This is a genomic window from Methylocaldum gracile, from assembly GCF_053646815.1.
This window is the reverse complement of the sequence record NZ_CM132196.1, coordinates 1,236,184-1,257,192: the sequence shown is the minus strand read 5'-3', so window position 1 is coordinate 1,257,192 and position 21,009 is coordinate 1,236,184. Positions and strand designations below refer to the sequence as shown.

The following is a 21,009-nucleotide window of genomic DNA, read 5'->3' as shown; positions in this document are numbered from 1 at the left end:
GCTGGTTTAAGCTAAGGTATCCAACGGCCGGTCGTATTTAACGACACTAGCAGTTTTCAAACATGTTAAATCTGAGACACCTCGATTTCACCATGCTGCTGGCCTTCGATCTGTTGATGCAGGAACTCAACGTTTCACGGGCCGCCGAAAAGATGTTTATTACCCAGTCGGCCATGAGCCAAATCCTGCAGCGGCTTCGGCAACAGTTCGACGATCCTTTGCTAGTGAGGACACCGACGGGCATGAAGCCCACGGAACGCGCCTCGGCATTGCTCGAGCCCGTCCGCTCGGTCCTGCGAAACGCGGAACATATCCTCAAGTCGCCGGCTCAATTCGATCCTGCTACGAGCCACGAACGATTCATCCTGGCCGGATCGGACTATTTCGAGTTTCTTGTCTTGCCCCGCCTGATCGAGCGGGTGTGCAACCTCGCTCCTCGGATCGAGATTCATGTGCAACGGCCAGACACTGGTTCGCTCGAGGCCCGGTTGCAGAATCAGGAGATCGATTTGATTTTAGGCTTTCAGGCGATGTTGAAGCTGCCGGCGCATTTGAATTGGGTGCGGCTTTTCGATGACACTATAGTTTGCATCGCCCGCCGTGACTATGCTGGTGTTGAAGATGAAATCACTCTGGAGGAATACCTACAAAGGAATCAGTTGCTGATCTCCTCTTGCGATCTGAATGCACAGATTGTCGAACGCTGGCTAATGAAACAGGGTTTGGAGAGACGAGTCGCCGTGGTCGTGCCGAATTTTCTCTCGGCTCCTTTTACCGTCGCAACGACGGACCTTTTGCTTTCGTTACCCCGGCGAATCGCTGAAGCTTGTATCAAGTCCTCGCCATTGAAACTCGTCCAGGTCCCCTTCGGTCTGCCGGCCTATGACTTCGTCGTGGCTTGGCACCCATTGAGAGATAAAGATCCTGCTCATCAATGGTTAAGGGAACAGATCCTCGAGGTCAGTCGGGAAATTGATCTGTGCCCCCTGGATCAGTGGGATTAGGATCGGTCTCCTGGCTCCCGGGAGACCGGGGACTCTGGCGGAATCCAGGCTGGCACGGCTCCGGTCGATCTTATTCGGATAGTGTACATCAGCCGGTCAAACTCACGAACAAGGCCGGCAAGCGCTCCGGCAATCGCTGCACATGATCGACGACAGTGTAGCGATTCGGGCCGAAGATTCTGGATACATATTCGTCCGCTTCGGGGTCTAGAGTGAGGCAATAGCTCGTCACACCCGCGGTCGCCAGTTCCTCCACCGCTTTCTTGGTGTCGAACCGCAGATATTGCGGATCGCGCTCGTCGATATCCGCCGGCTCGCCGTCCGACACCAAGAGCAGCAATTTTTTCTGCTGCGGCTGTCTGAGCAGAAACTTTCCGGCATGACGAAGCGCCGCCCCCATCCGCGTCGAGAGCCCACCCTGCATGCCCGCCAGCCGCGCTTTCGCCTGATCGTCGAAGGCTTGATCGAAATCCTTGAAACGGTAGTACTGCACATCGTGCCGCCCGTCCGAAGCGAACCCATGAATGGCGAAAGGATCGCCGATGCCGTCGATGGCCCAAGCCAGCAAGGTGGTCGCCTCACGCGCAAGCTGGATGACCGCCCGGTCCGATCCGGGCAGGATCTCGTTGGTCGATGCCGATAGATCGAGAAGCACCAGCACCGCCAAATCCCGCGTCTTCCGGATGTAGCGGATACTGATGCGCGGGTCCGGCATCTCACCCATGCGGATGTCGACCATGGCGCGAATGGCGGCGTTGAGATCGATCTCGTCGCCGTCCTCCTGCCGCCGCTGGCGGACCAAACCCCGCGGCTGCAAGGCATCGATAATGTGCTTGAGGCGGCTGGCGACGGGCTTGTACTCCACCAGGATCTGCTCGATCAGTTCCTGCTCCCCCCTGGGCTGCCGTTTTTCCAAAACGGTCGCCCAATTGGGGCGGTGCAACTGTACCTGGTAGTCCCACTCGGGGTAATGATAAGGATCGCTGACCGGCTCCTTGCCTTCCAGTTCATTGATGGTGCAGCCTTCCTGATCCAAATGGAACGGCGTCTCCAGGGTCCAGACCTCCTGGGCATCGTCCCCCGCCAGTTCGCAGTCCACCTCGTTGACCATCTCCATGACCGAAACCTTCCTGCGGACCTGGCGCTCGCTGGCCGGTGCGTATTCCGCCTGTTCCCAGAGCTGCTCGGCGAACGTCCAAATGAACCGGTTGTCGTCTCGATACGAGATGCCGATGCCCTCCAGGATCCGCAACGGCGGGATGGCCATACGGTCCTTGATCTTATTGTAGAGCGTTACGCCCAAGTCCCAGCTGATTTGGTTGTCATAGGGATGAACCGAGAATGCCTCCCAAAATGCGCCCACGGTCTCCCGGATCAGCACATCATCGGTCTTGAGCTGCCGATCGAGGAGCGCATGAGCCAATCGCTCCAAGAACAAAAGAGCGGGATCGCGGCCTTCTCGACCTTCGGCGGCTGCCTCGTGCAGCGGAAGCCAAAGTTGCTGAAGACCAGGAAACTGCTGAATGGCTAGATGCTCGACACGCGCGTCTTCCATCAGCCCGATCATGAACATCTGCACCGGATTCAGCGCTTCCGCGGAAATCGCCTTCTCGGTGTAGGCTAAATGCGCGGCGGCGTGGGCGCTGGCTGCGCGGTATAACTCTTTCCCCGAAATGCCGCCGTAGTCGTCGAAGGCATCCGGCAGGTAAATGACCGGAAAATCGATGAATGGCTTGAGACTTTGGCGGCTTTCGTAGTCTCCGGCCGTCGGACGCATATAAAAATCGCGGCCCCATAATGCGCGCAGGTAAAAGTTCAGCTTACGCTGGGTATCGACGAACAGCGTGCCGCGCCGCTCTTTCTGTAAAACCGCCATACTGTCAGCGGTTTGTAGGCTGAAGTATTTGGCCAGGTTTTCGAAATCGCGCCCATGCGCCTGCGCGCCCCAGAGCGCCCAGCGGCGCAGCCCGCCCAAGGTCAATCTATCGAACAGTTGATCCAGATGCTGAAGCATCGGACGCAATCCGCGCGGCGCTTTCGCCGAAAGCTGATGAATCAAGGCCAGATACTGCCGCAGCAAATCGGCATCGCCGAGCCGGTTGGCCGCCGTGGGCAAGCTGTCGAACAGCGCGGCGATCACGCCTCCGCTGACCATGGAGGCCAGCTTCATCACCGAGGCCACCACATCGGGGATGACTTCGTCCCCCACCGCCTTGGCAACCAGGGGCATTTCCTGAATATAGGACATAACCAGCCCGGATCCGCGCCCGAGTTCCGAAAGCGCGCGGGCGCCCTCGATATAATTGCGCAAGCCGCCCGGCGACATGACCCGGCCCGCTTCGTGGAAGCTGGCCTCCAGCGTGTCCTTGATATGCGGCTCGACCCGCTCCAAGTACTCGCGATAGTCTTCCAGGTTGATGCTCATGGCTCGCCTCGTCTTGTCTTGTTCTCCCACTTTGACCTTGTTTAGAGGGTGTGTGCGAAGCGTCGCGAGCGGCCCGAGAGCAAGCCTGTCCTGAGCTTAGTCGAAGGGGAGCCCGGCGCACAGGACCCGGAGTGTACATGGAGTACATGAGGAGTGATGAAACACGTCCTGTGTTTCACCGCTCTGCGACGCTTCGCGCCCAAATCCCCTCCCGCCGGATTTGTCCTACACCTTTGCAACGCCGCTATCGGGGCGCGCAGTAGCTTCTCACGCACCCTCTTAGAAAAAGGTCGCGACCGCCGCATCCAAGGTATCCCGCATATCGGGATCGTCGGTCAAGGGACGCACCAAGGTCATCTGACACGCCGCCCTCGGTTCCACGCCCCGGGCGATCAACTGCCCTGCATACACCAGGAGACGCGTCGAAATGCCCTCGTCCAAGCCATGCCCCTTGAGATTGCGGGCGCGATGGGCAATCTGTACCAGCTTCTCAGCGGTCTTCGCCTCGACGCCGGTTTCGTGGGATATCACCTCGGTTTCCACTTCGGTCTTCGGGTAATTGAAATCCAGGGCGCCGAAGCGTTGTTTGGTGGACTGCTTCAAATCCTTCAAAAGGTTTTGATAGCCCGGATTGTAGGAAATGACCAGCTGGAAATCGGAATGCGCATGTACCAGCTCGCCTTTTTTATCGAGCGGCAACGTGCGGCGATGATCGGTCAAGGGGTGGATGACCACCGTCGTGTCCTGGCGCGCTTCGACGACTTCGTCCAGGTAACAAATCGCGCCGATCCGGGCCGCCGTGGTCAATGGCCCGTCCTGCCACCGCGTGCCGGTGGCGTCGAGCAGGAAACGTCCGACCAGGTCCGAGGCCGTCATGTCCTCGTTGCAAGCGACGGTGATCAACGGCCGTTTCAACTTCCACGCCATGAACTCGACGAAACGCGTCTTGCCGCAACCGGTCGGGCCTTTCAGCATGACCGGCATCCGCGCGGCATAGGCGGCCGCGAATAGCTCGACCTCGTTGGCGACTGGCCGGTAATAAGGTTGTTCTTCAATAAAATACTGTTCGGAAATAGTCATCGCTTGATCCTCTTCACGGACTTCAACGTTTTATCGACTCGATCAGCGTTTCGATAATTTCGTCCGCACGGTCTATCGGCAGCGAGAAATGGCCCTCGCCCGGAAAGGTGTGAACTTTCGCCTGCGGGAATGATTCGGCGAGCGCTAGGGTGTGGGATAAGGGCACGGTCACATCCGCTTCGCCATGCCAGAACGTAATCGGCATCCGGATCCGGGCAAGGTCGAATCCCCAATCGTGGGCATACAAAACCATCTCCTGTAGGGCACCCTTCGTACCCGGACGCAAAGCTTCCCGGACCGAAGCGCACAAGGCCGATCGAACTTCGGGGCGTCTCAAGGTCGTCCGGTCGGAAGCCGGACTGCCTACGGTCAAAAGCGACAGTGCCGTTTCCGGCTCTCGGTAAATCAAGGGTCCGAGTACATTCCCGTAAATCAAATGCAGCAGCCAGTGCGCTTTGCGGGCCGCACCGAATCCGAAGCGCGCCGGCCAGCGCATCGCCTGCATCGCTTCCGTGCCGTGCAACTGTCCGAGACCGCAGACGATGCCGACCGCCTTTACCCGGTCCGGCAACTGCGCGGCCAGCGCGAGTCCGTAAGGCCCCCCGCCGGACGTACCCAGCACCGAGAATCGTTCGATACCGAGGTGATCAGCCAATTGCGCGACATCGTCCGCCCAGTCCGCGATAGTCCGCTCGGACTTCCAATCCGATAGCCCATAGCCGGGGCGATCCGGGGCGATAATGCGCGCCTGCTGACGTTCGGCCGCCTGCGCGATGAGCACGCTCTCCAGCCGGGACGCCGGAAACCCGTGGCAGTAAACGACCGGGGTTCCGGAGAAATCGCCGACTTCGGCGAAGCCAAGCTTGCGCCCGTCCTTGAGCGTAAGGGTTTGAGTGAGCCGCTCGGTTGAATTCATACCTTAATTCAACAAGTAGAAGAGAATCGCCGTCTGAAAAAAAGCCCCGGCCTGCATTGACAGAACGGGGCTTTCGAACCTAAGCCTGGCTGCGCCTAGGCTTTGATCGGCCCCCGGTAAATCACCATGGCAGCGCCTTGCGACTGCTTGAAGTTGTCGTAGCCGACCAACCGCACATGGTTGTTCGGATGCGCCTTATGACAGGCCTCCGCTTCCGCCAGAATACGGTCCACATCGGTTTCGCCGAACATCGGCAACTTCCACATATACCAGTAGTGGTCGAAGGCGTTCTCCGGTTCGGTATGCTCGATGGCCGGATTCCAGCCCTTGCTGACGATGTATTCCACTTGTTTCCGAATCTGGGCGGCGTCCATCGACGGCAGATAGGAGAAGGTTTCGAATTTGCGGCTCGAAACATCGGCCAGGCTGGATTTGTAATCTTGCATTTCGCTCATGGTTGTTCCAATCCTCGTTCATTTATCGCTCGCGCAGTCCCCTCCCGTTTCGGAGAGGACTGCCTTCTAGCGACGTTCGGTTCGTCAACGGTATCGTTTCAAATCAGTCGGACTGTCCGGGCGATTACTTGTGCGCCACGTCGAGTTTGTCAACCGTATCGAACTCGAACTTGATTTCCTTCCAGGTTTCCAATGCAGCCTTGAGCTCGGGGCTGTCCTTGGCCGCAGATGTCAGAATCTCCTTGCCTTCTTTCTCGAGCTGACGGCCCTGGTTGCGGGCTTCGACGCAAGCTTCCAGAGCAACGCGGTTGGCTGCGGCGCCCGCCGCGTTGCCCCACGGATGGCCGAGAGTACCGCCGCCGAACTGGAACACGGCGTCATCGCCGAAAATCGACAACAGCGCCGGCATGTGCCAGACATGGATACCGCCCGAAGCGACGGCGAACGCTCCCGGCATGGCGCCCCAATCCTGATCGAAGAAGATGCCTCTAGAGCGATCCTCCTTGATGTAGCGCTCGCGAAGCAGATCGATCCAGCCCAAGGTGGACGCCCGATCGCCTTCCAGCTTGCCGACGACGGTGCCGGTGTGCAGGTGATCGCCGCCCGATAGTCTCAGAATCTTGGTCAACACACGGAAATGGATGCCATGATTCGGGTTGCGGTCGATCACGGCGTGCATGGCACGGTGGATATGCAGGAGAACGCCGTTGTCGCGGCACCAGTTGGCAAGACCCGTATTGGCGCAGAACCCTCCGGTAATGTAGTCGTGCATGATGATGGGCGCACCGATTTCCTTGGCGTATTCCGCACGCTTGTACATTTCTTCCGGGGTCGGCGCGGTCACGTTCAGGTAATGGCCCTTGCGTTCCCCCGTTTCGCGCTCCGCCTTATGGATGGCTTCCATGACGAAATCGAAGCGTTGCTTCCAGCGCATGAACGGCTGGCTGTTTACGTTCTCGTCATCCTTGGTGAAGTCCAGGCCGCCGCGCAGGCACTCGTAAACCGCGCGTCCGTAGTTCTTCGCGGACAGCCCCAGTTTCGGCTTGATGGTGCAGCCCAAGAGCGGACGGCCGTACTTATTCATGATGTCGCGCTCGACCTGAATGCCGTGGGGCGGACCGCCGCAGGTCATCACATAAGCAATCGGGAAGCGCACGTCTTCCAGGCGCAATCCGCGGACGGCCTTGAAGCCGAACACGTTGCCGACCAGAGAAGTGAAAACGTTTACCACCGACCCTTCCTCGAACAGATCGATCGGATAAGCGATGAAGGCATAGAACTGCTCGTCGCTGCCCGGAACGTCTTCGATGCGGTAGGCGCGGCCTTTGTAATAGTCGAGATCGGTCAGAAGGTCGGTCCAAACCGTAGTCCAGGTGCCGGTGGACGATTCTGCGGCGACTGCCGCTGCCGCTTCCTCGCGAGGCACGCCAGGCTGAGGCGTAATTTTGAATACAGCCAAGATATCGGTATCCGCCGGGGTGTAATCCGGCATCCAGTAGGTCTCGCGGTATTCTTTTACGCCCGCGCTATAGGTCTTTACAGCCATACTTTCCTCCTACCACATCTGTGGATTGTTCTCAGGAATGTTTTTCTGGTCCTACTTGGACCGCAAATCGTATTGTCCTTTCACAGCGAGGAACTATAAGCCGTTCCGTTCATAAAAAAAATTCAGTTGTTATGATTACTGTAATAAGACTTACTTATACTAAATGACCAACGTTTGGAGCCCTGACACAAAGGAATGCCCCACGGTCGCCGGATAGAATAAGCCAAGAACTTTCGGCGCTCCAAGGAAGATTTGCCCGATTCGGACGCGAATCGGCTGTTGTCTCAAACGGCGCACACCGCCCAATCGCTTCGCCTTCGTTCCGTCGCCTCCTCCCTCGGAATACAACTTCAACCGTCGAAACCGGCTTCCCGCTCTCTCAAATGCTTCGAAGGCATCCGTCGCAAACGTGAGACGGAACGTAAAACCTTGCTCACAATCGGGAACTCTGGCGATTCAAGTGCGTCAACACCGTTACGGGCTCACGCTCGTAACCGGGATCAGGGATAGTCCGGATAGACCCGGTTTGTATCCGCCGACCGAATTGGCCAAACTGGATTTTCAAGGAGAGAATCATGAGACTCGCACCGCTTTATTTGGGAGCGGCATTGGCCGTGACGGGCCAATCCCAGGCAGCATCCTATTTCCTGGATCAAACGAACATCGACCAAGCCCCCTTTACCGACGGGACGAATTACTTGACGGTGAATGTGGGCACATCGGGGAACGATGTTACCTTTGACGTCGATGCACTGAATGATCCGGGCCAGTCATTTGCGGACAAGGAATTATCCAATTTCGGCATCCAATCGTTCGGGTTCAATCTGGCAAACGGAACCAGCTTGGAATCGGACAATATCACCGGTTTACCCGCCGGCTGGAACGTCGATTTCAACCGGACACTAAACGGATTCGGCAGATTCGACGTAGTCGTGTCGGGCACCGGGAGTAACCGCCAGGAGCCGCTCAGCTTTAGCATCACCGACATCAACGGCGATACGCCCGACTCCTACCACGCCCCCTCTACCGGAACTGCGGACCAAGGAAACGCTTGGTACGCCGCCCACGTGACGGACTTTTCAGGCCCCGAACCGGCCATGAACGGCAACCAGAACGGCGAGATCACGAGCGGCTATTTCGGCGGCGGCGACGGCCCGGGAGTAGCGCCGTCGCCCGTTCCGGTTCCCGGCGCGGTCTGGCTGTTCGGCTCGGCCATCGCCGGGCTGGGCCTGATCTCAAGACGTTCCCGCAAAATCTAAAGACTCGGGCTCGCATTCCGAGGTCCGTGTTTCAAGAGGATGCTAGCCAAGCGGCTGAAATAAGCCCATTTAATGCCGCCTGCCCGAAATTTAGCGGAGTGCCGATTTCTTTTCATTTCCAGGCAGGCGGCCTCGCCCATCAACAGCAAGGCTCGGGCTCGACTCACCCGTTTGCCTGTGCGCATTCTTGCAGCTGATTTGACGTCCGATAGCTATTTCGCTATCGGAAAGCATGAAAGACCCGGATCAGAGCAGTTCGAACGTGAAGCCGCCCACGTCGTTAGTGGGTTTGGCCAATAGCAAGCGAATTTCAAACGGTTTGCCGACAGGCATCAGCGAGGTTTTTTCCCCTTCGGGAAGATATTCCGCAGGCGTGAATATCCGCTCCGCCACCGGGCTTCCGTTGAGTTCGGTGAGAACCAGCTTCAGATTGGGGAGCATTTGCGGCAAGTTGGACTGATTCGCAAAGACGAGTTGGAATTCCAGTGCGTCATCGCGGGTCGAGTCCGGCCGCAAGGCGCGATCGAAAATCTGGATGCGGCGCACGTCTTTATAGGGCGGCAAAGAACAGTCGATCGTCTTGCAGGCCATGTCCAGCCAGGGACGCAGTCGTGCGCTCTGTACTATTCTGTCTCCTTCGAAAATGACCAGTTGAGCAATCAGGAGACCCAGCAGCCCGAACACGCCCAGCCCCCACAAAGCACCCGGCGTTACCGAGGACGGACCGGACTTTCCTTTGCCATGGCCTGCCCGAGCTTCCCCGTCAAACGCCTTGCTTTTGTGCTCGGTCCCCGATTGCTCGCCACCCGACTCCTCGGACAGCTCCCGCTCGAATTTTCGGAGGAGGACCGCTTCTCGATCTCCCAAAACCGGAGGTCTGGCTTGAGGCGTGTCCTCCGGAACCGCATCCTTCACGGCTTGCCCCAAGGATACTAAGACGTTGAAAACGATATGGCAGCGGTCGCAAAGCGCTTCTCCGCGTCCAGCCCGTAATTGGCCGACGCTGATGCGGTATGCGGTCTTACACTCGGGACAGCGGGTAAACACGATTCAACCTCGAAGCTTGGCGCCGGTAAGCAATGCCCATTCCTCGCGAACCACGGGGGGAGAGAAATCGAACTGCGACGCGTAGGCCGCGCGGACGTTTTCGACCTGCGTCGCCAAAATACCGGACAATGCCAAACTCCCGCCGGGCCGGACTTTTTCGCTGATTTCCGCCGCCAGTTCGATCAAAGGCGTAGCCAAAATGTTGGCGACCAGCACATCAGCGCGGACAGCGGCAAGCTCGCGCGGATACCCGAGGGCCAACCTGTCCTCCACGCCATTCTTGCGCGCGTTTTCGTCCGAGGCGGTGAGCGCCTGGGGATCGATATCCACGCCATAGGCTTTCGCCGCACCCAGCTTCAATGCAGCCACAGCCAGAACTCCCGATCCGCAGCCGTAATCGATCACGGTCTTGCCTGCGAGATCCTGGCCGTCCAGCCATTCGAGGCAAAGCGCTGTCGTGGGATGAGTGCCGGTTCCGAAAGCCAAGCCGGGGTCGAGCACTACGTTGACGGCCACGGGTTCCGGCGGCTCGAAGCCGGTCGGGCAAATCCAGAGCCTCTGGCCGAAGCGCATCGGCTGAAAATGATCCAGCCACGCTCTCTCCCATACACGGTCTTCCAAATCCTCGAGCTGATATTGAAGTACTCGCTCGCCGAATTGGTTCGCGACCGAGTTCCGTATGCGATTGGTATTGGCGTCGGCATCGAATAACCCGATCACTTTAGTCTGCCGCCAAACCGGCGTCTCCCCCGGCCTGGGTTCGAACAGAGGCTGGTCGCCGGCATCTTCGAAGCTGACGGAAACGGCGCCGAGATTCGACAAAAGATCGGAAACCGGCTCCGCCAAAGACTCATCGACCGTAATCGCCAGCTGACGCCACATCAGTGTTTCAATCCGAGCTTCTGCTCCAAATAATGGATATTCTGCCCGCCGGCATTAAAAGCCGCATCGTTGATGATATCGAGCAACAAAGGAATATTGCACTTGATACCGCCGATGACCATTTCCTGAAGCGCCATGCGGGCACGCGCGATAGCCCCGCTCCGGGTCTCGCCGTGGGCGATGAGCTTGCCGATCATCGAGTCGTAATAAGGCGGTACCCGATAGCCGTTATAGATATGCGTTTCGACCCGGATTCCAGGACCTCCGGGCATATGGAACTGCTCGATCACGCCGGGGCTCGGGATAAAACTTTGCGGATCCTCGGCGTTGATCCGGCACTCAATGGCATGGCCCCGCATCTGAACATCCTCCTGCCTGATCGCCAATACCTCGCCGGCGGCAATGCGAAGCTGCTCCTTGACGATATCGAAGCCCGTCACCATTTCCGTCACCGGATGTTCCACCTGTACCCGGGTATTCATCTCGATGAAATAAAACTGGCCGTCCTGGTAAAGAAACTCGAAGGTTCCGGCGCCCAGATAGCCGATTTCCTGACAGGCTCTGACGCAACGCTCACCGATTTGGCGACGCTGCTCCTCGGTAATGCCGGGCGCCGGCGCCTCTTCGACGACTTTCTGATGCCGACGCTGAGTGGAGCAATCGCGCTCGCCCAGATGAACCACATTCCCGTGTCCGTCGGCAATCACTTGGACCTCGATATGCCGCGGATTTTCCAGGAACTTCTCCATATAGACCATGTCGTTGCCGAATGCCGCCGCGGCCTCCCCTCGAGTCAGCGTGATGGCGCTCGGAAGATTCGCCTCGCTGTGGACGACCCGCATGCCGCGTCCTCCACCGCCGCCCGCCGCCTTGATGATGACCGGAAAACCGATTCGGCGGGCGACTTTCAGGTTTTCGTCGTGATTTTCGCTCAAAGGGCCATCCGAGCCGGGCAAACACGGAATACCGGCCTTTTTCATGGCCTCGATGGCAGACACCTTGTCCCCCATGAGCCGGATGGTCTCCGGACGAGGGCCGATGAAAATGAAACCGCTTTGGATCACTTTTTCCGCGAAGTCGGCGTTCTCCGACAAAAACCCGTAACCGGGATGGATAGCCACCGAATCGGTGACTTCGGCGGAGCTGATGATAGCCGGAATGTTGAGATAGCTTTCCTTCGACGGCGCAGGACCGATGCACACGGACTCGTCGGCGAGCCGCACGTGCTTTAGGTCGCGGTCGGCCTCGGAATGCACGGCCACGGCTTTGATACCGAGTTCGCGGCAAGCACGAAGAATGCGCAGGGCGATCTCGCCCCTGTTGGCGATGAGAACTTTACCGAGCATGAACTGACACCTGGTGGATGGGCCGAATTAGAAGCAACAGCGATAAGCCGTTACTCGATGACGAACAAGGGCTGGTTGTATTCCACCGGTTGGGCGTTTTCCACCAGCACCTTTGCGATCACACCGGCTTTGTCCGCCTCGATCTGATTCAGAATCTTCATCGCCTCGATGATGCAGAGCGTATCGCCTACTTCCACGCGCTGGCCGACCTCGACGAAAGCCTTCGCTCCTGGCGAGGGCGAACGGTAAAAGGTTCCCACCATGGGCGATCGGACGATGTGCCCGGTCAGTTTATCCGCCGTCGCCTCGGCCGACTGAGGCGCTGCGGTCGGCTGTGGCGCAACGGCCGGCGCAGCAGCCTGCAATACCTGCACCGGTTGCGGCGCCGTACTGCTGTACCGACTAATGCGTACCGATTCCTCCCCTTCGCGAATCTCGATTTCGGCAATGCCCGACTCTTCGATCATTTCGATGAGCTTTTTTATTTTTCTAATATCCATGTTTTAGCCTGTTTTTAGGATGTGTATGGCGGCAGTCAAGGCGAGCTCATAACCGAGCGCGCCGAATCCGCAAATAACGCCTTTGGCGATATCGGATAAATATGAGTGTTTGCGGAAAGGCTCCCGCGCGTGAACGTTGGATAAATGGACTTCAATGAAAGGAATGCGGGTTGCAAGAAACGCATCTCGAAGCGCGATACTGGTATGCGTGTAAGCTCCCGGATTGATGAGTATGAAGTCGATGGATTCCCTGAACGCCTGGTGGATACGGTCTATAAGCTCGTGCTCGGCATTGCTCTGGAAAAAATCCAGATGGCAACCCAGCGCTTGCGCCTTGGAGTCCAGTGCAGACTCGATGTCGCCAAGCGTTTGACTGCCGTATAACCCCGGCTCGCGAAACCCAAGCAAATTGAGATTCGGGCCGTTGAGCACAAGGATGTTTGCCATATTACGAGAGCAGCCCCGTTTCCGATTACCGCAGAAGCCGAAAAACCGCGGCTATTTTGCCGAAATGCGCAAAATCTGTCCACAAATGAAGGATTTCGCTTACATTCGACGCAGTTAGCGCGTTTTGGCGGAAAGGTCAATGAAGCAGCGCTTCGAGAACCTTCATGAGCTGCTCTCTCGAGAATGGCCCCGTATGGGCGTCCACCTGCTGGCCGGCACGGTCGAAAACGGCGGAGAACGGCAAGACGTTAAGCCGGTTTCCGAGACTCTCCGCCCAGGCGGCGGCACGTTCGTCACCCAGCCATATCGGATAGTTGACCGGCGTCTCTCTTAAGAAGTCCTGCACGGCTTCCGATTCGTCTATGGCAATGCCGACGAACTGGACGCCCTTGTCGCCCAATTCCGTCTGCAATCGGACGAACTCCGGCATCTCCTCCCGGCAGGGGGCGCACCAGGTCGCCCAGAAGTTGAGTACGACGATCTTGCCTTTCAATTCGGCGATATCGTGCGGATTGCCATCGAGATCCCTGAGCGTCACAGGCTCCGGAGGCGCCCCATTCCTCGGGGCTGTCGACTCTCCGCTCAGCCAGCTTTGGGCGAGAATGCCGAGAAGAAGCGCGGCCAATGCGAGCAATCCGTAGAGAAACTTTGTCGATTTCACTGCAACGCCCTTTGCAAATGTCCCAAAAATTCATCCGCATTCATATAGCCGACCACGCGGAACGATTTCCGCTCCTCCCGATCAGGTCCGAAGAACAACGTCGCCGGCGGACCGATGAGACCAAAGCGTTGCAAGAGCGCCTGATCGTCCGCGGAATTTTGCGTGACATCGGCCTGCAGCAATACCACGTTGCTGAGCGCATTCTGTACTTTGGGATCGGCGAAGGTATAGCGCTCCATTTCCTTACAGGAGATGCACCAATCGGCATAGAAATCCAGCATGACCCACTTTCCGGCGACCTCGGCCGCCGCCACCTGCTGATTCAGGTCGTCAATGGTCCTGACCTTTCGGAACGCGATCGACTGCGGCGACGCCTTGGCGGTCGTCGCATAGATCCCGCGCAACGGCTGTAGCGGGTCGGTACTGTCCGAGGCAACGCCGATCAACAGCAGCACCCCGTACGTGAGCATGACGATGCCCACGCCCTTCCACAGTCTGCGCCATCCGGAGGCCGGATGAGGCAAGGCATCCAGGGCGCCGAGGTAAATGGCCGGAATGATCAGCAGCAGTGCCCAAAGGAACATGGATACGGCGGCGGGCAAAATACGTTCGAGCAGCCAAACCGCGATCGCCAAAAGACCCACGCCGAAAGCGGCCTTCACCGCGTTCATCCAGGTCCCGGCCTTGGGCAGCAACTTGCCTGCCGATGCGCCAATGGCCAGCAAGGGGATACCCATACCCAAGCCCAGCGCGAACAAAGCCAGCCCGCCAAGCACCGCATCGCCGGTCTGGCCGATATAGATTAGCGCGCCGGCCAGGGGCGCCGCCACGCACGGCCCGACGATCAAGGCGGAAAGTGCGCCCATGATCGCCGCTCCAGTCAGAGTGCCGCCGCGTTGCTGATTGCTGATGGAAACCACGCGGGATTGGATAAATTCGGGCATTTGCAGCGTATAAACGCCGAACATCGACAAGGCCAGCAGCACGAACAAAGCGCTGAATGCCACGATGACTTCGGGCTTTTGAAACAGAATCTGAAGATTGCTGCCGAACAGCCCGGCCAAAACGCCGAAGACGGTATAAGCAAACGCCGAAGCCAATACGTAGCTGAGGGACAACATGAAAGCCCGGCCGGTCGTGATCGTGTGGCCATTCCCGACGATGATGCCCGACAGAATCGGGATCATCGGAAAAATACAGGGCGTGAACGCCAGCAGCAGCCCGAACCCGAGAAAACTGAGAACCGTCGCCCAGGGGGAATCGCTTTGCAGCGCGAAGGCGATTCGGTCCTGCTCCGATACCGGCTCGGCAGGATTTGCTACCGACGCGATTTTTCCGGTACCACCGGCCGGCAAATCCAGGCTCGCGGTTTTCTGCATCGGCGGGTAGCACACACCCTTCTCCGCGCAGCCCTGATAATTCGCCTGCAACTGAATATTGACCGGCTTGCCAGCGGCACGCGACAGCGGAACGGCAAAACCGACTTCCCGATGGAATACCTCCACCGCCCCGAACTCTTCGTCGTGCTTGGGTTCGCCGTGCGGAATCTCATAGCTCCCGAGCTTTACCCCGCTCTCGCCGAGCAAGGCCAGCTTGAATTTTTCCCGGTAAAGATAATACCCGTCGGCAATCTGCCAGCTGACCCACAGCGTACCGGCATCCTTGACCTCGGCGAAGAAACGGAACGCCTCGTCCGGGGGCAGCAAATCGACGGGCTGGGTTTTCACGCCCAGCGATTTGAAGGCTTCGGCCAATTTTCCGAGCGAATCGGTCTTGGCACCGCCTGCGCCAGTCGGAGGCCACGCCACGTTCACCGTCCGCTTGTACGGCGGATAGCATACTCCGGCATCGGCACAGCCCTGCGAGGTTACGTCGAGAGCCAGTGCATCGGCGGTGCCGCCGCTCCGCATCAACGGAAGACGGATATCGACGTGCCCGCGATAAATCTCCATCTCGCCGAAAAATTCGTCGTGTTTGGTTTCTCCCTTCGGAAAAACCGGCTCGCCCAAATCGACGCCCGAAGTCTTGGACGCGAACTTGAATTTTTGCCGGTACAGATAATAGCCGTCCGCGATGTCGAATCCGACCAAGGCCTCATCGCCCTCGATCTTTGCCGATGCCCGGAAAGCCTGTTCGGGTGGCAGAAGCTCTTCGCTGCTGATGGCCCAAACCGTACCTGTCCAGGCCGGCAAAAAGACAAACAACAACCCAAAAACCCACTCGCGGAACCAAAGGTATATGCACACGTTTGCAAAGCCGTCATTCCGGCATGGATTGCCGGAATCCAGAACACAGGGATGTGAAAGGCCTTTGCCATCCTTGGCGCCTGGACCCCGGCACTCCCTGCCGGGGTGACGATCTGTGTAGATACCTTTGTCGGGGAACTGCGGCATAACAAAATCACTCAGTAGGAAGAAGGTCGGGGATGCGGACTCTGTCCGGAAGCAATCTGTCCGGACGGTCCATCAATTTTCGGGGGGCAGCCATCTGCTGATCCAATCGAGGTACGCGGTCGAACCATGCAGTATGGAGACCGCAATGAATTCGGGAAGTTCGTACGGGTGTTTCTCGCGCACAAAGACTTCCAATGCTTCCAAAGAAGCCGTTTCGGTCTTCATCAGGAGGAGATGCTCCTGAGCCGTTTCTATCTTGCCTTCCCAAGGATAAACGGATGTCAGTCCGGGAACGATGTTGGCGCAGGTGACCAGGCGTTCGGCGACCGCCGCCCTAGCCAACGTCTCCGCGGTGTTCGCATCCGGACAAGTGCACAAAACTAGACAGTATTGGGTAGACATGGCAAAAAGCACTGGATTAATCGGAATTCTAAACGTATGAGGGCTTAATGAACATCGGTCAATGGTTATTGCTCGCGCTGTTGAGCTTGCCGGTCTTGGAGATTTATTTACTGATCAAACTCGTCGGTTCTCTGGGTTTTTTCCCCACTTTATTCCTGTTGCTGGGTGCTGCGGCGCTAGGCAGCTTTTTATTGAGAATACAGGGTTGGACCACCTGGTTCCGGGTTCAGCAAGCCTTGGCGCGTGGCGAATTGCCGGCCCGCGAGATGATCGAAGGCGGCTTGATAGCCGCCGGGGGTTTGCTGTTGCTGATACCCGGCTTCATCAGCGATATGCTGGCATTGTTCTGCCTGCTGCCGGCCACCCGGAAACGAATCGCGCAACGTATTCTCGAAAGCGGCATTTCCCACCCTCCCGGAAAGACGACACGCGAAACCCGGCACACGATAGAAGGCGAATTTAAGCGTGAAGACTGACTCATAACGCCTTTCGCGGTTTCCCGCCAACTATTATCCGAGCCGTGCTTTGAACACGCTTCATCGAGAGGCGTAGTTTTTGCAGCCATTCATCCTTGCCGAAAACGAGAAACGCCATCATTACCGCGGTTCCTTGTTTCAAGGCTCCTCATTCGCCCGAAAACGATACATTGATGAAACACTCTTGTAACGTCATCATTAAAATCCGCTAATATAATTGACCCCTACTGAGCTCCGCGGGTAACGGGCTGAAATTTCCCAGCAGGTACTATTGGATGGCGATGATAACCCGGAAATTCCGCGTCGACGGCATGCACTGCCAGGGATGCGAAACGACGATCGAGCAAGCGGTGGCCCAACTTTCCGGGGTCCAAGATATCAAGGCCGATTTTGCGGCCGGGACCGCCACCGTCAGCTTCGACCCCGCTCGAACCGATCCCCGAAAAATCATCGAAGCCATCGATAGCCAGGGTTATCAATGCTCACCGGCGCCGGCCGGCGGTTCTTCGCGGCTCCGCGCCTTCGGACGATTGCTGGTCGCCCTGCTCTCACTAACCGTTATTGCCGCACTCCTGATCCAAGGCGATCAGCTCGCCGAGCGCATGCACCTGCCAGAGTTCGATCGTAGCATGAGCTATGGCCTCTTGTTTCTGATCGGCTTCGTCACCGGTTTTCACTGCGTGGGAATGTGCGGCGGTTTCGTTGTCGGCTATACCGCGAGCGCCGCCGCGACCGGCAAACGTTCCTTGGTGCTCTCCCACGTCCTTTACGGGGTCGGCAAGACCTTATCGTATACCCTGATCGGCGGCCTATTCGGGCTGCTCGGTTCGTTCATAGCCTTTACCCCGGAAATCCGTGGCATCGCCGCGATCGCGGCCGGCATCTTCCTGATCGTGTTCGGCCTCAACATGCTGGACTGGTTCAAGAGCCTCCGGCGCGTTCACATTCGCATACCGACATTCTTGAACCGCTTCGTATACGGCAGGACGCAAAAAAGCAAAAGTCCATTCCTGATCGGCCTGCTGAACGGTCTGATGATCGCCTGCGGTCCGCTCCAGGCCATGTACATCATGGCCGCCGCCACCGGCAGCTTTATCGAAGGTTCCAAGCTCCTTTTTGTCTTCGGACTAGGCACATTGCCGATATTGTTCGGCTTCGGGGTGCTGACCAGCCTGATTTCCGCCCAGGCGACCCGAGGACTCTTGAAAGCGTCCGCCTTTCTGGTGATGGCTCTCGGACTCATCATGCTGAATCGAGGCCTGATCATGAGCGGCTCCGGCTACGACTTCCGGACCTTGGCGACCTTGGCCGCAACCCGCCTGGAAAATTTGACCAAGAAAGAGGACTTCACGGCCTCCGCAGGCGATTACCAGGTGATCCGCATGGAGGTCAATAAACGGGGTTTTAAACCGGACACGTTCGTACTGAAAAAAGGCGTTCCCGTGAAGTGGATCGTCCAGGGCAAAGAACTGAACTACTGCAACCATCGGATCATTGTCCCGTCTCTGGGGCTCGAATTCGACGTGGTAAAAGGCGAGCAAACCGTCGAGTTCACGCCGCAACAGGCAGGCGTGATTCCCTGGAGTTGTTGGATGGGCATGATTCCCGGCAGCTTCATCGTGCAAGAAGACGCCGCCAGCCCAGAACAGGGGACGAGCGACGAGCAATCCGGCCGTCGCCCGCCCGAATGAGCGAAGCTGCCGAGTGATCGGCGCATCGCCGAAAACTGTGGGATTTACACTACCGCTGCGGGATTTCCCGCACTTCCGTCGCGATCAACTCGCATGAAAATCGGAAAAACCCGACCGAAAAGAGGTCCTCATTTAGGCATACCTGTTGCGTAGCGGTCACACTCTTCTCTTCGCCCCCCCCCAGCGGCAGAGCATAGTTTGAGGAAAAACGCGCCGCAGACCGAAACACAAGACAATTCACAAGAACAATGACCAGGAAATCGAGCGTTTTTTTATCGGCGATCGCAGCGCAATCGGCCGTCCTCGGTTTGTTGCTCCTGCACGCCGCAATCTCCACTCGGACGCATCCGCCGGAATTGACTGAAAAACGGGCTTTGGTAAAGGCACTCCATCTCACCGATCTGTGCCTGTTTACCGAGGCCCGCTACACGCGTCATCTCTCGCAAGCGGACTTGAGCACACCCTTTCAGGACCATCCCATGTCCCTGGAGCATTTCCCTTCCGGCTCCTTCCTGGGCGCACCGGAAAACATTCGGAAAATCAATGAAGAGTTGGATTGAGAAGCAGAAATACATCATCGATTTCACCCTGTCGTCGCTGCTGCGGCGCAAGGTGAAGAATATTGGCCTCTTGATCCTGTACGCCTTGATCGTGTTCATCCTGGCCTCGGTGATGTTCTTTACCCACGCGATCAAGAAAGAGGCATCCCTCGTCCTTCGAGAGTCGCCGGAAATGATCGTGCAAAAAGTCGTGGCGGGACGCCACGACCTCATGCCGCTGCGCTATCGGGACGAAATTCTGAAAATCCGGGGCGTGCAGGCAGTCGAGGGGCGGCTCTGGGGCTATTATTTCGACCCTGTTTTCGGAGCCAACTACACCTTGCTGGTGCCGCCCGCCACGACAGCGACGGAACAAGCCGAGACCGAGCCGATGCGCACGGTCGTGACCGAAAACGAGCACCGCCACGGCCCTGAAGAGCAAGCCATGCCTCTCGTCGGCGCCGAAACGATCGGCGCGGGAAACATCGTCATCGGCAACGGCATCGCCCGGGTGCGGAATGCCGGCAAGGGCGAATTCATACTGTTCCGCACCCATGCCGGCGAAGGAATGCCCTTGAGAATCAAGGACACGCTTTCCTCCGCGTCGGAACTTGTCTCCTCCGATCTGATCCTGATGACCGAGCCCGACTTCCGCAGATTTTTCGGCATCCCCGAGAACTATGTGACCGATCTGGCGGTCTCGGTCAGAAATCCCGAGGAGCTTTCCACGATCGCCGCCAAGATCACCCGGCTGTTTCCCGATTCCCGCCCGATCATACGGGACGAGATCCTCCGCACCTACGACTCGATCTTCAACTGGCGCGGCGGCATGATGATCGTGATCCTGTCCGCGGCGGTCCTGGCATTCGTCATCTTCGCCTGGGACAAGGCCTCCGGGCTCAGCGCCGGGGAACGGCGTGAAATCGGCATACTCAAGGCCATCGGCTGGGAAACCTCGGACATCATCCGCATGAAATTCTGGGAAGGCGCGGTGATTTCGCTGACCGCGTTTCTCGCCGGCGTGATCCTCGCTTACATCCACGTATTCTTCACCCATTCCCTGGTGTTCGAACCGGCTTTGAAAGGCTGGTCGACCCTGTATCCGCAGTTCAAGCTGATGCCTTTCGTAAGCGCCGAGCAATTGACCACCCTCTTCTTCCTCACGGTGGTGCCCTACACGGTATCCACCATCGTTCCGGCCTGGCGGGCGGCGACCATCGATCCGGACGCCGCCATGCGCCATACGGGAGAGTGATTCATGATCGAGCTTTTCGACGTCCGCAAAGTATTCAACACAGGCAAGCCGAGCGAATACTCGGCGCTCAACGGCATCAGCCTCAACATCAGCTCCAACAAGGTCACCGTTCTGACCGGCCCCAGCGGCTCGGGGAAGACCACCCTGCTCAGCATCATCGGCTGCATGTCGCGCCCTACCGCCGGACGGGTGAAACTGAGCGGACGCGAAATCACCAGCTTGCCGGAACGCTTTCTGACCGATATCCGCCGCAAGACCTTCGGCTTCATCTTCCAACAGCACAATCTGATCAAGGGGATCACTGCACTGGAAAACGTCATGCTGCCCGCCTACCCCTTGGGCGAACGGCATGGGCCGCTCAAGGAGCGCGCGATGCATCTGCTCGACAGGCTAGACCTTTCCCGCAAGGCACACTCGCGCATCGAGTGGCTGTCCGGCGGCGAAGCGCAGCGGGTGGGCATCGTCCGAGCACTGATCAACGACCCGTCCGTCATCATCGCGGATGAGCCAACCTCCAACCTGGACACCAAGCTCTCTTACAGATTCCTCGAAATCGTGGAAACGTTCAAAAAAGACGGCAAAACGGTCCTGATTACCAGCCACGACCCCCTGGTGTACCAGGCCAGCGTCGTCGACGAGGTGGTCCGGCTGCGGGACGGCCGGCTCGAAGGAGAAGCGCCGTGAT

General features: G+C 58.0%; 20 protein-coding genes. 7 read left to right on the top strand and 13 right to left on the bottom strand.

Features of this window, described 5'->3' with window-relative positions; genetic code table 11:
• Positions 1–62 precede the first annotated feature (62 nt).
• A complete protein-coding gene (locus tag ACWJJK_RS05580; protein WP_347257774.1) occupies positions 63–1,004 on the top strand; it encodes a LysR family transcriptional regulator in 942 nt (313 codons plus the stop codon).
• Positions 1,005–1,092: 88 nt separating this feature from the next.
• Here ACWJJK_RS05580 and ACWJJK_RS05575 read toward each other — a convergent pair whose 3' ends face one another.
• The 5 genes from ACWJJK_RS05575 to ACWJJK_RS05555 form a co-directional block, all read right to left on the bottom strand.
• Positions 1,093–3,429 (bottom strand): VWA domain-containing protein, encoded by a 2,337-nt coding sequence (locus ACWJJK_RS05575; RefSeq protein ID WP_454128730.1) that lies wholly within the window; start codon positions 3,427–3,429, stop codon positions 1,093–1,095.
• Between the two features lie 279 nt (positions 3,430–3,708).
• Positions 3,709–4,509 carry a CbbQ/NirQ/NorQ domain-containing protein gene (locus ACWJJK_RS05570; RefSeq protein WP_454128729.1) on the bottom strand — a complete coding sequence of 267 codons (801 nt, stop codon included), beginning with the start codon at positions 4,507–4,509 and terminating at the stop codon, positions 3,709–3,711.
• A gap of 22 nt (positions 4,510–4,531) precedes the next feature.
• Entirely contained in the window at positions 4,532–5,425 is an 894-nt protein-coding gene (locus ACWJJK_RS05565; RefSeq protein ID WP_454128728.1) for an alpha/beta fold hydrolase, read from the bottom strand.
• Positions 5,426–5,520: 95 nt separating this feature from the next.
• The gene (locus ACWJJK_RS05560) at positions 5,521–5,880 is read right to left on the bottom strand and encodes a ribulose bisphosphate carboxylase small subunit (protein ID WP_454128727.1); all 360 of its coding nucleotides are present in this window, start codon (positions 5,878–5,880) and stop codon (positions 5,521–5,523) included.
• 124 nt (positions 5,881–6,004) lie between these two features.
• The gene (locus tag ACWJJK_RS05555; protein WP_077728793.1) at positions 6,005–7,426 is read right to left on the bottom strand and encodes a form I ribulose bisphosphate carboxylase large subunit; all 1,422 of its coding nucleotides are present in this window, start codon (positions 7,424–7,426) and stop codon (positions 6,005–6,007) included.
• Between the two features lie 575 nt (positions 7,427–8,001).
• Here ACWJJK_RS05555 and ACWJJK_RS05550 point away from each other — a divergent pair.
• Positions 8,002–8,685, top strand: a complete 684-nt coding sequence (locus ACWJJK_RS05550) for a hypothetical protein (RefSeq protein WP_454128726.1) — start codon at positions 8,002–8,004, stop codon at positions 8,683–8,685.
• Between the two features lie 246 nt (positions 8,686–8,931).
• Here the strand turns inward: ACWJJK_RS05550 and ACWJJK_RS05545 are convergent, their stop codons facing one another.
• The 8 genes from ACWJJK_RS05545 to cutA all read right to left on the bottom strand — a co-directional run bounded on the left by ACWJJK_RS05545 (position 8,932) and on the right by cutA (position 16,363).
• A complete protein-coding gene (locus ACWJJK_RS05545; protein ID WP_077728791.1) occupies positions 8,932–9,732 on the bottom strand; it encodes a zinc-ribbon and DUF3426 domain-containing protein in 801 nt (266 codons plus the stop codon).
• A 3-nt stretch (positions 9,733–9,735) separates the two neighbouring features.
• Positions 9,736–10,614 carry a 50S ribosomal protein L11 methyltransferase gene (gene prmA / locus ACWJJK_RS05540; protein ID WP_156880358.1) on the bottom strand — a complete coding sequence of 293 codons (879 nt, stop codon included), beginning with the start codon at positions 10,612–10,614 and terminating at the stop codon, positions 9,736–9,738.
• A complete protein-coding gene (gene accC / locus ACWJJK_RS05535; RefSeq protein WP_077728789.1) occupies positions 10,614–11,960 on the bottom strand; it encodes an acetyl-CoA carboxylase biotin carboxylase subunit in 1,347 nt (448 codons plus the stop codon). Before accC ends, prmA begins: the two co-directional genes overlap by 1 nt.
• A 50-nt stretch (positions 11,961–12,010) precedes the next feature.
• The gene (gene accB / locus ACWJJK_RS05530) at positions 12,011–12,460 is read right to left on the bottom strand and encodes an acetyl-CoA carboxylase biotin carboxyl carrier protein (RefSeq protein WP_077728788.1); all 450 of its coding nucleotides are present in this window, start codon (positions 12,458–12,460) and stop codon (positions 12,011–12,013) included.
• A 3-nt stretch (positions 12,461–12,463) separates the two neighbouring features.
• Complete coding sequence (aroQ, locus tag ACWJJK_RS05525; RefSeq protein WP_077728787.1) at positions 12,464–12,907, bottom strand: type II 3-dehydroquinate dehydratase; 444 nt, start codon at positions 12,905–12,907, stop codon at positions 12,464–12,466.
• A gap of 136 nt (positions 12,908–13,043) precedes the next feature.
• The gene (locus tag ACWJJK_RS05520) at positions 13,044–13,568 is read right to left on the bottom strand and encodes a TlpA family protein disulfide reductase (RefSeq protein ID WP_156880356.1); all 525 of its coding nucleotides are present in this window, start codon (positions 13,566–13,568) and stop codon (positions 13,044–13,046) included.
• On the bottom strand, positions 13,565–15,814 hold the full coding sequence (dsbD, locus tag ACWJJK_RS05515) for a protein-disulfide reductase DsbD (protein ID WP_454128725.1): 2,250 nt from the start codon (positions 15,812–15,814) through the stop codon (positions 13,565–13,567). Before dsbD ends, ACWJJK_RS05520 begins: the two co-directional genes overlap by 4 nt.
• Before the next feature lie 219 nt (positions 15,815–16,033).
• Positions 16,034–16,363 carry a divalent-cation tolerance protein CutA gene (gene cutA / locus ACWJJK_RS05510; protein WP_077728920.1) on the bottom strand — a complete coding sequence of 110 codons (330 nt, stop codon included), beginning with the start codon at positions 16,361–16,363 and terminating at the stop codon, positions 16,034–16,036.
• A 47-nt stretch (positions 16,364–16,410) separates the two neighbouring features.
• On the opposite strand from cutA, the gene ACWJJK_RS05505 reads away from it, so the two are divergent.
• The 5 genes from ACWJJK_RS05505 to ACWJJK_RS05485 all read left to right on the top strand — a co-directional run bounded on the left by ACWJJK_RS05505 (position 16,411) and on the right by ACWJJK_RS05485 (position 21,008).
• A complete protein-coding gene (locus tag ACWJJK_RS05505) occupies positions 16,411–16,839 on the top strand; it encodes an FxsA family protein (RefSeq protein ID WP_077728784.1) in 429 nt (142 codons plus the stop codon).
• A gap of 275 nt (positions 16,840–17,114) precedes the next feature.
• Positions 17,115–18,530, top strand: coding sequence for an urease accessory protein UreH domain-containing protein (locus ACWJJK_RS05500; protein ID WP_156880352.1), 1,416 nt, complete (start codon positions 17,115–17,117; stop codon positions 18,528–18,530).
• Between the two features lie 248 nt (positions 18,531–18,778).
• Positions 18,779–19,090, top strand: a complete 312-nt coding sequence (locus ACWJJK_RS05495) for a hypothetical protein (RefSeq protein WP_156880350.1) — start codon at positions 18,779–18,781, stop codon at positions 19,088–19,090.
• On the top strand, positions 19,074–20,324 hold the full coding sequence (locus ACWJJK_RS05490; RefSeq protein WP_077728781.1) for an ABC transporter permease: 1,251 nt from the start codon (positions 19,074–19,076) through the stop codon (positions 20,322–20,324). The genes ACWJJK_RS05495 and ACWJJK_RS05490 overlap by 17 nt, the downstream gene beginning before the upstream one ends.
• A gap of 3 nt (positions 20,325–20,327) precedes the next feature.
• Complete coding sequence (locus ACWJJK_RS05485; protein ID WP_077728780.1) at positions 20,328–21,008, top strand: ABC transporter ATP-binding protein; 681 nt, start codon at positions 20,328–20,330, stop codon at positions 21,006–21,008.
• The last annotated feature ends 1 nt before the right edge of the window (position 21,009 follow it).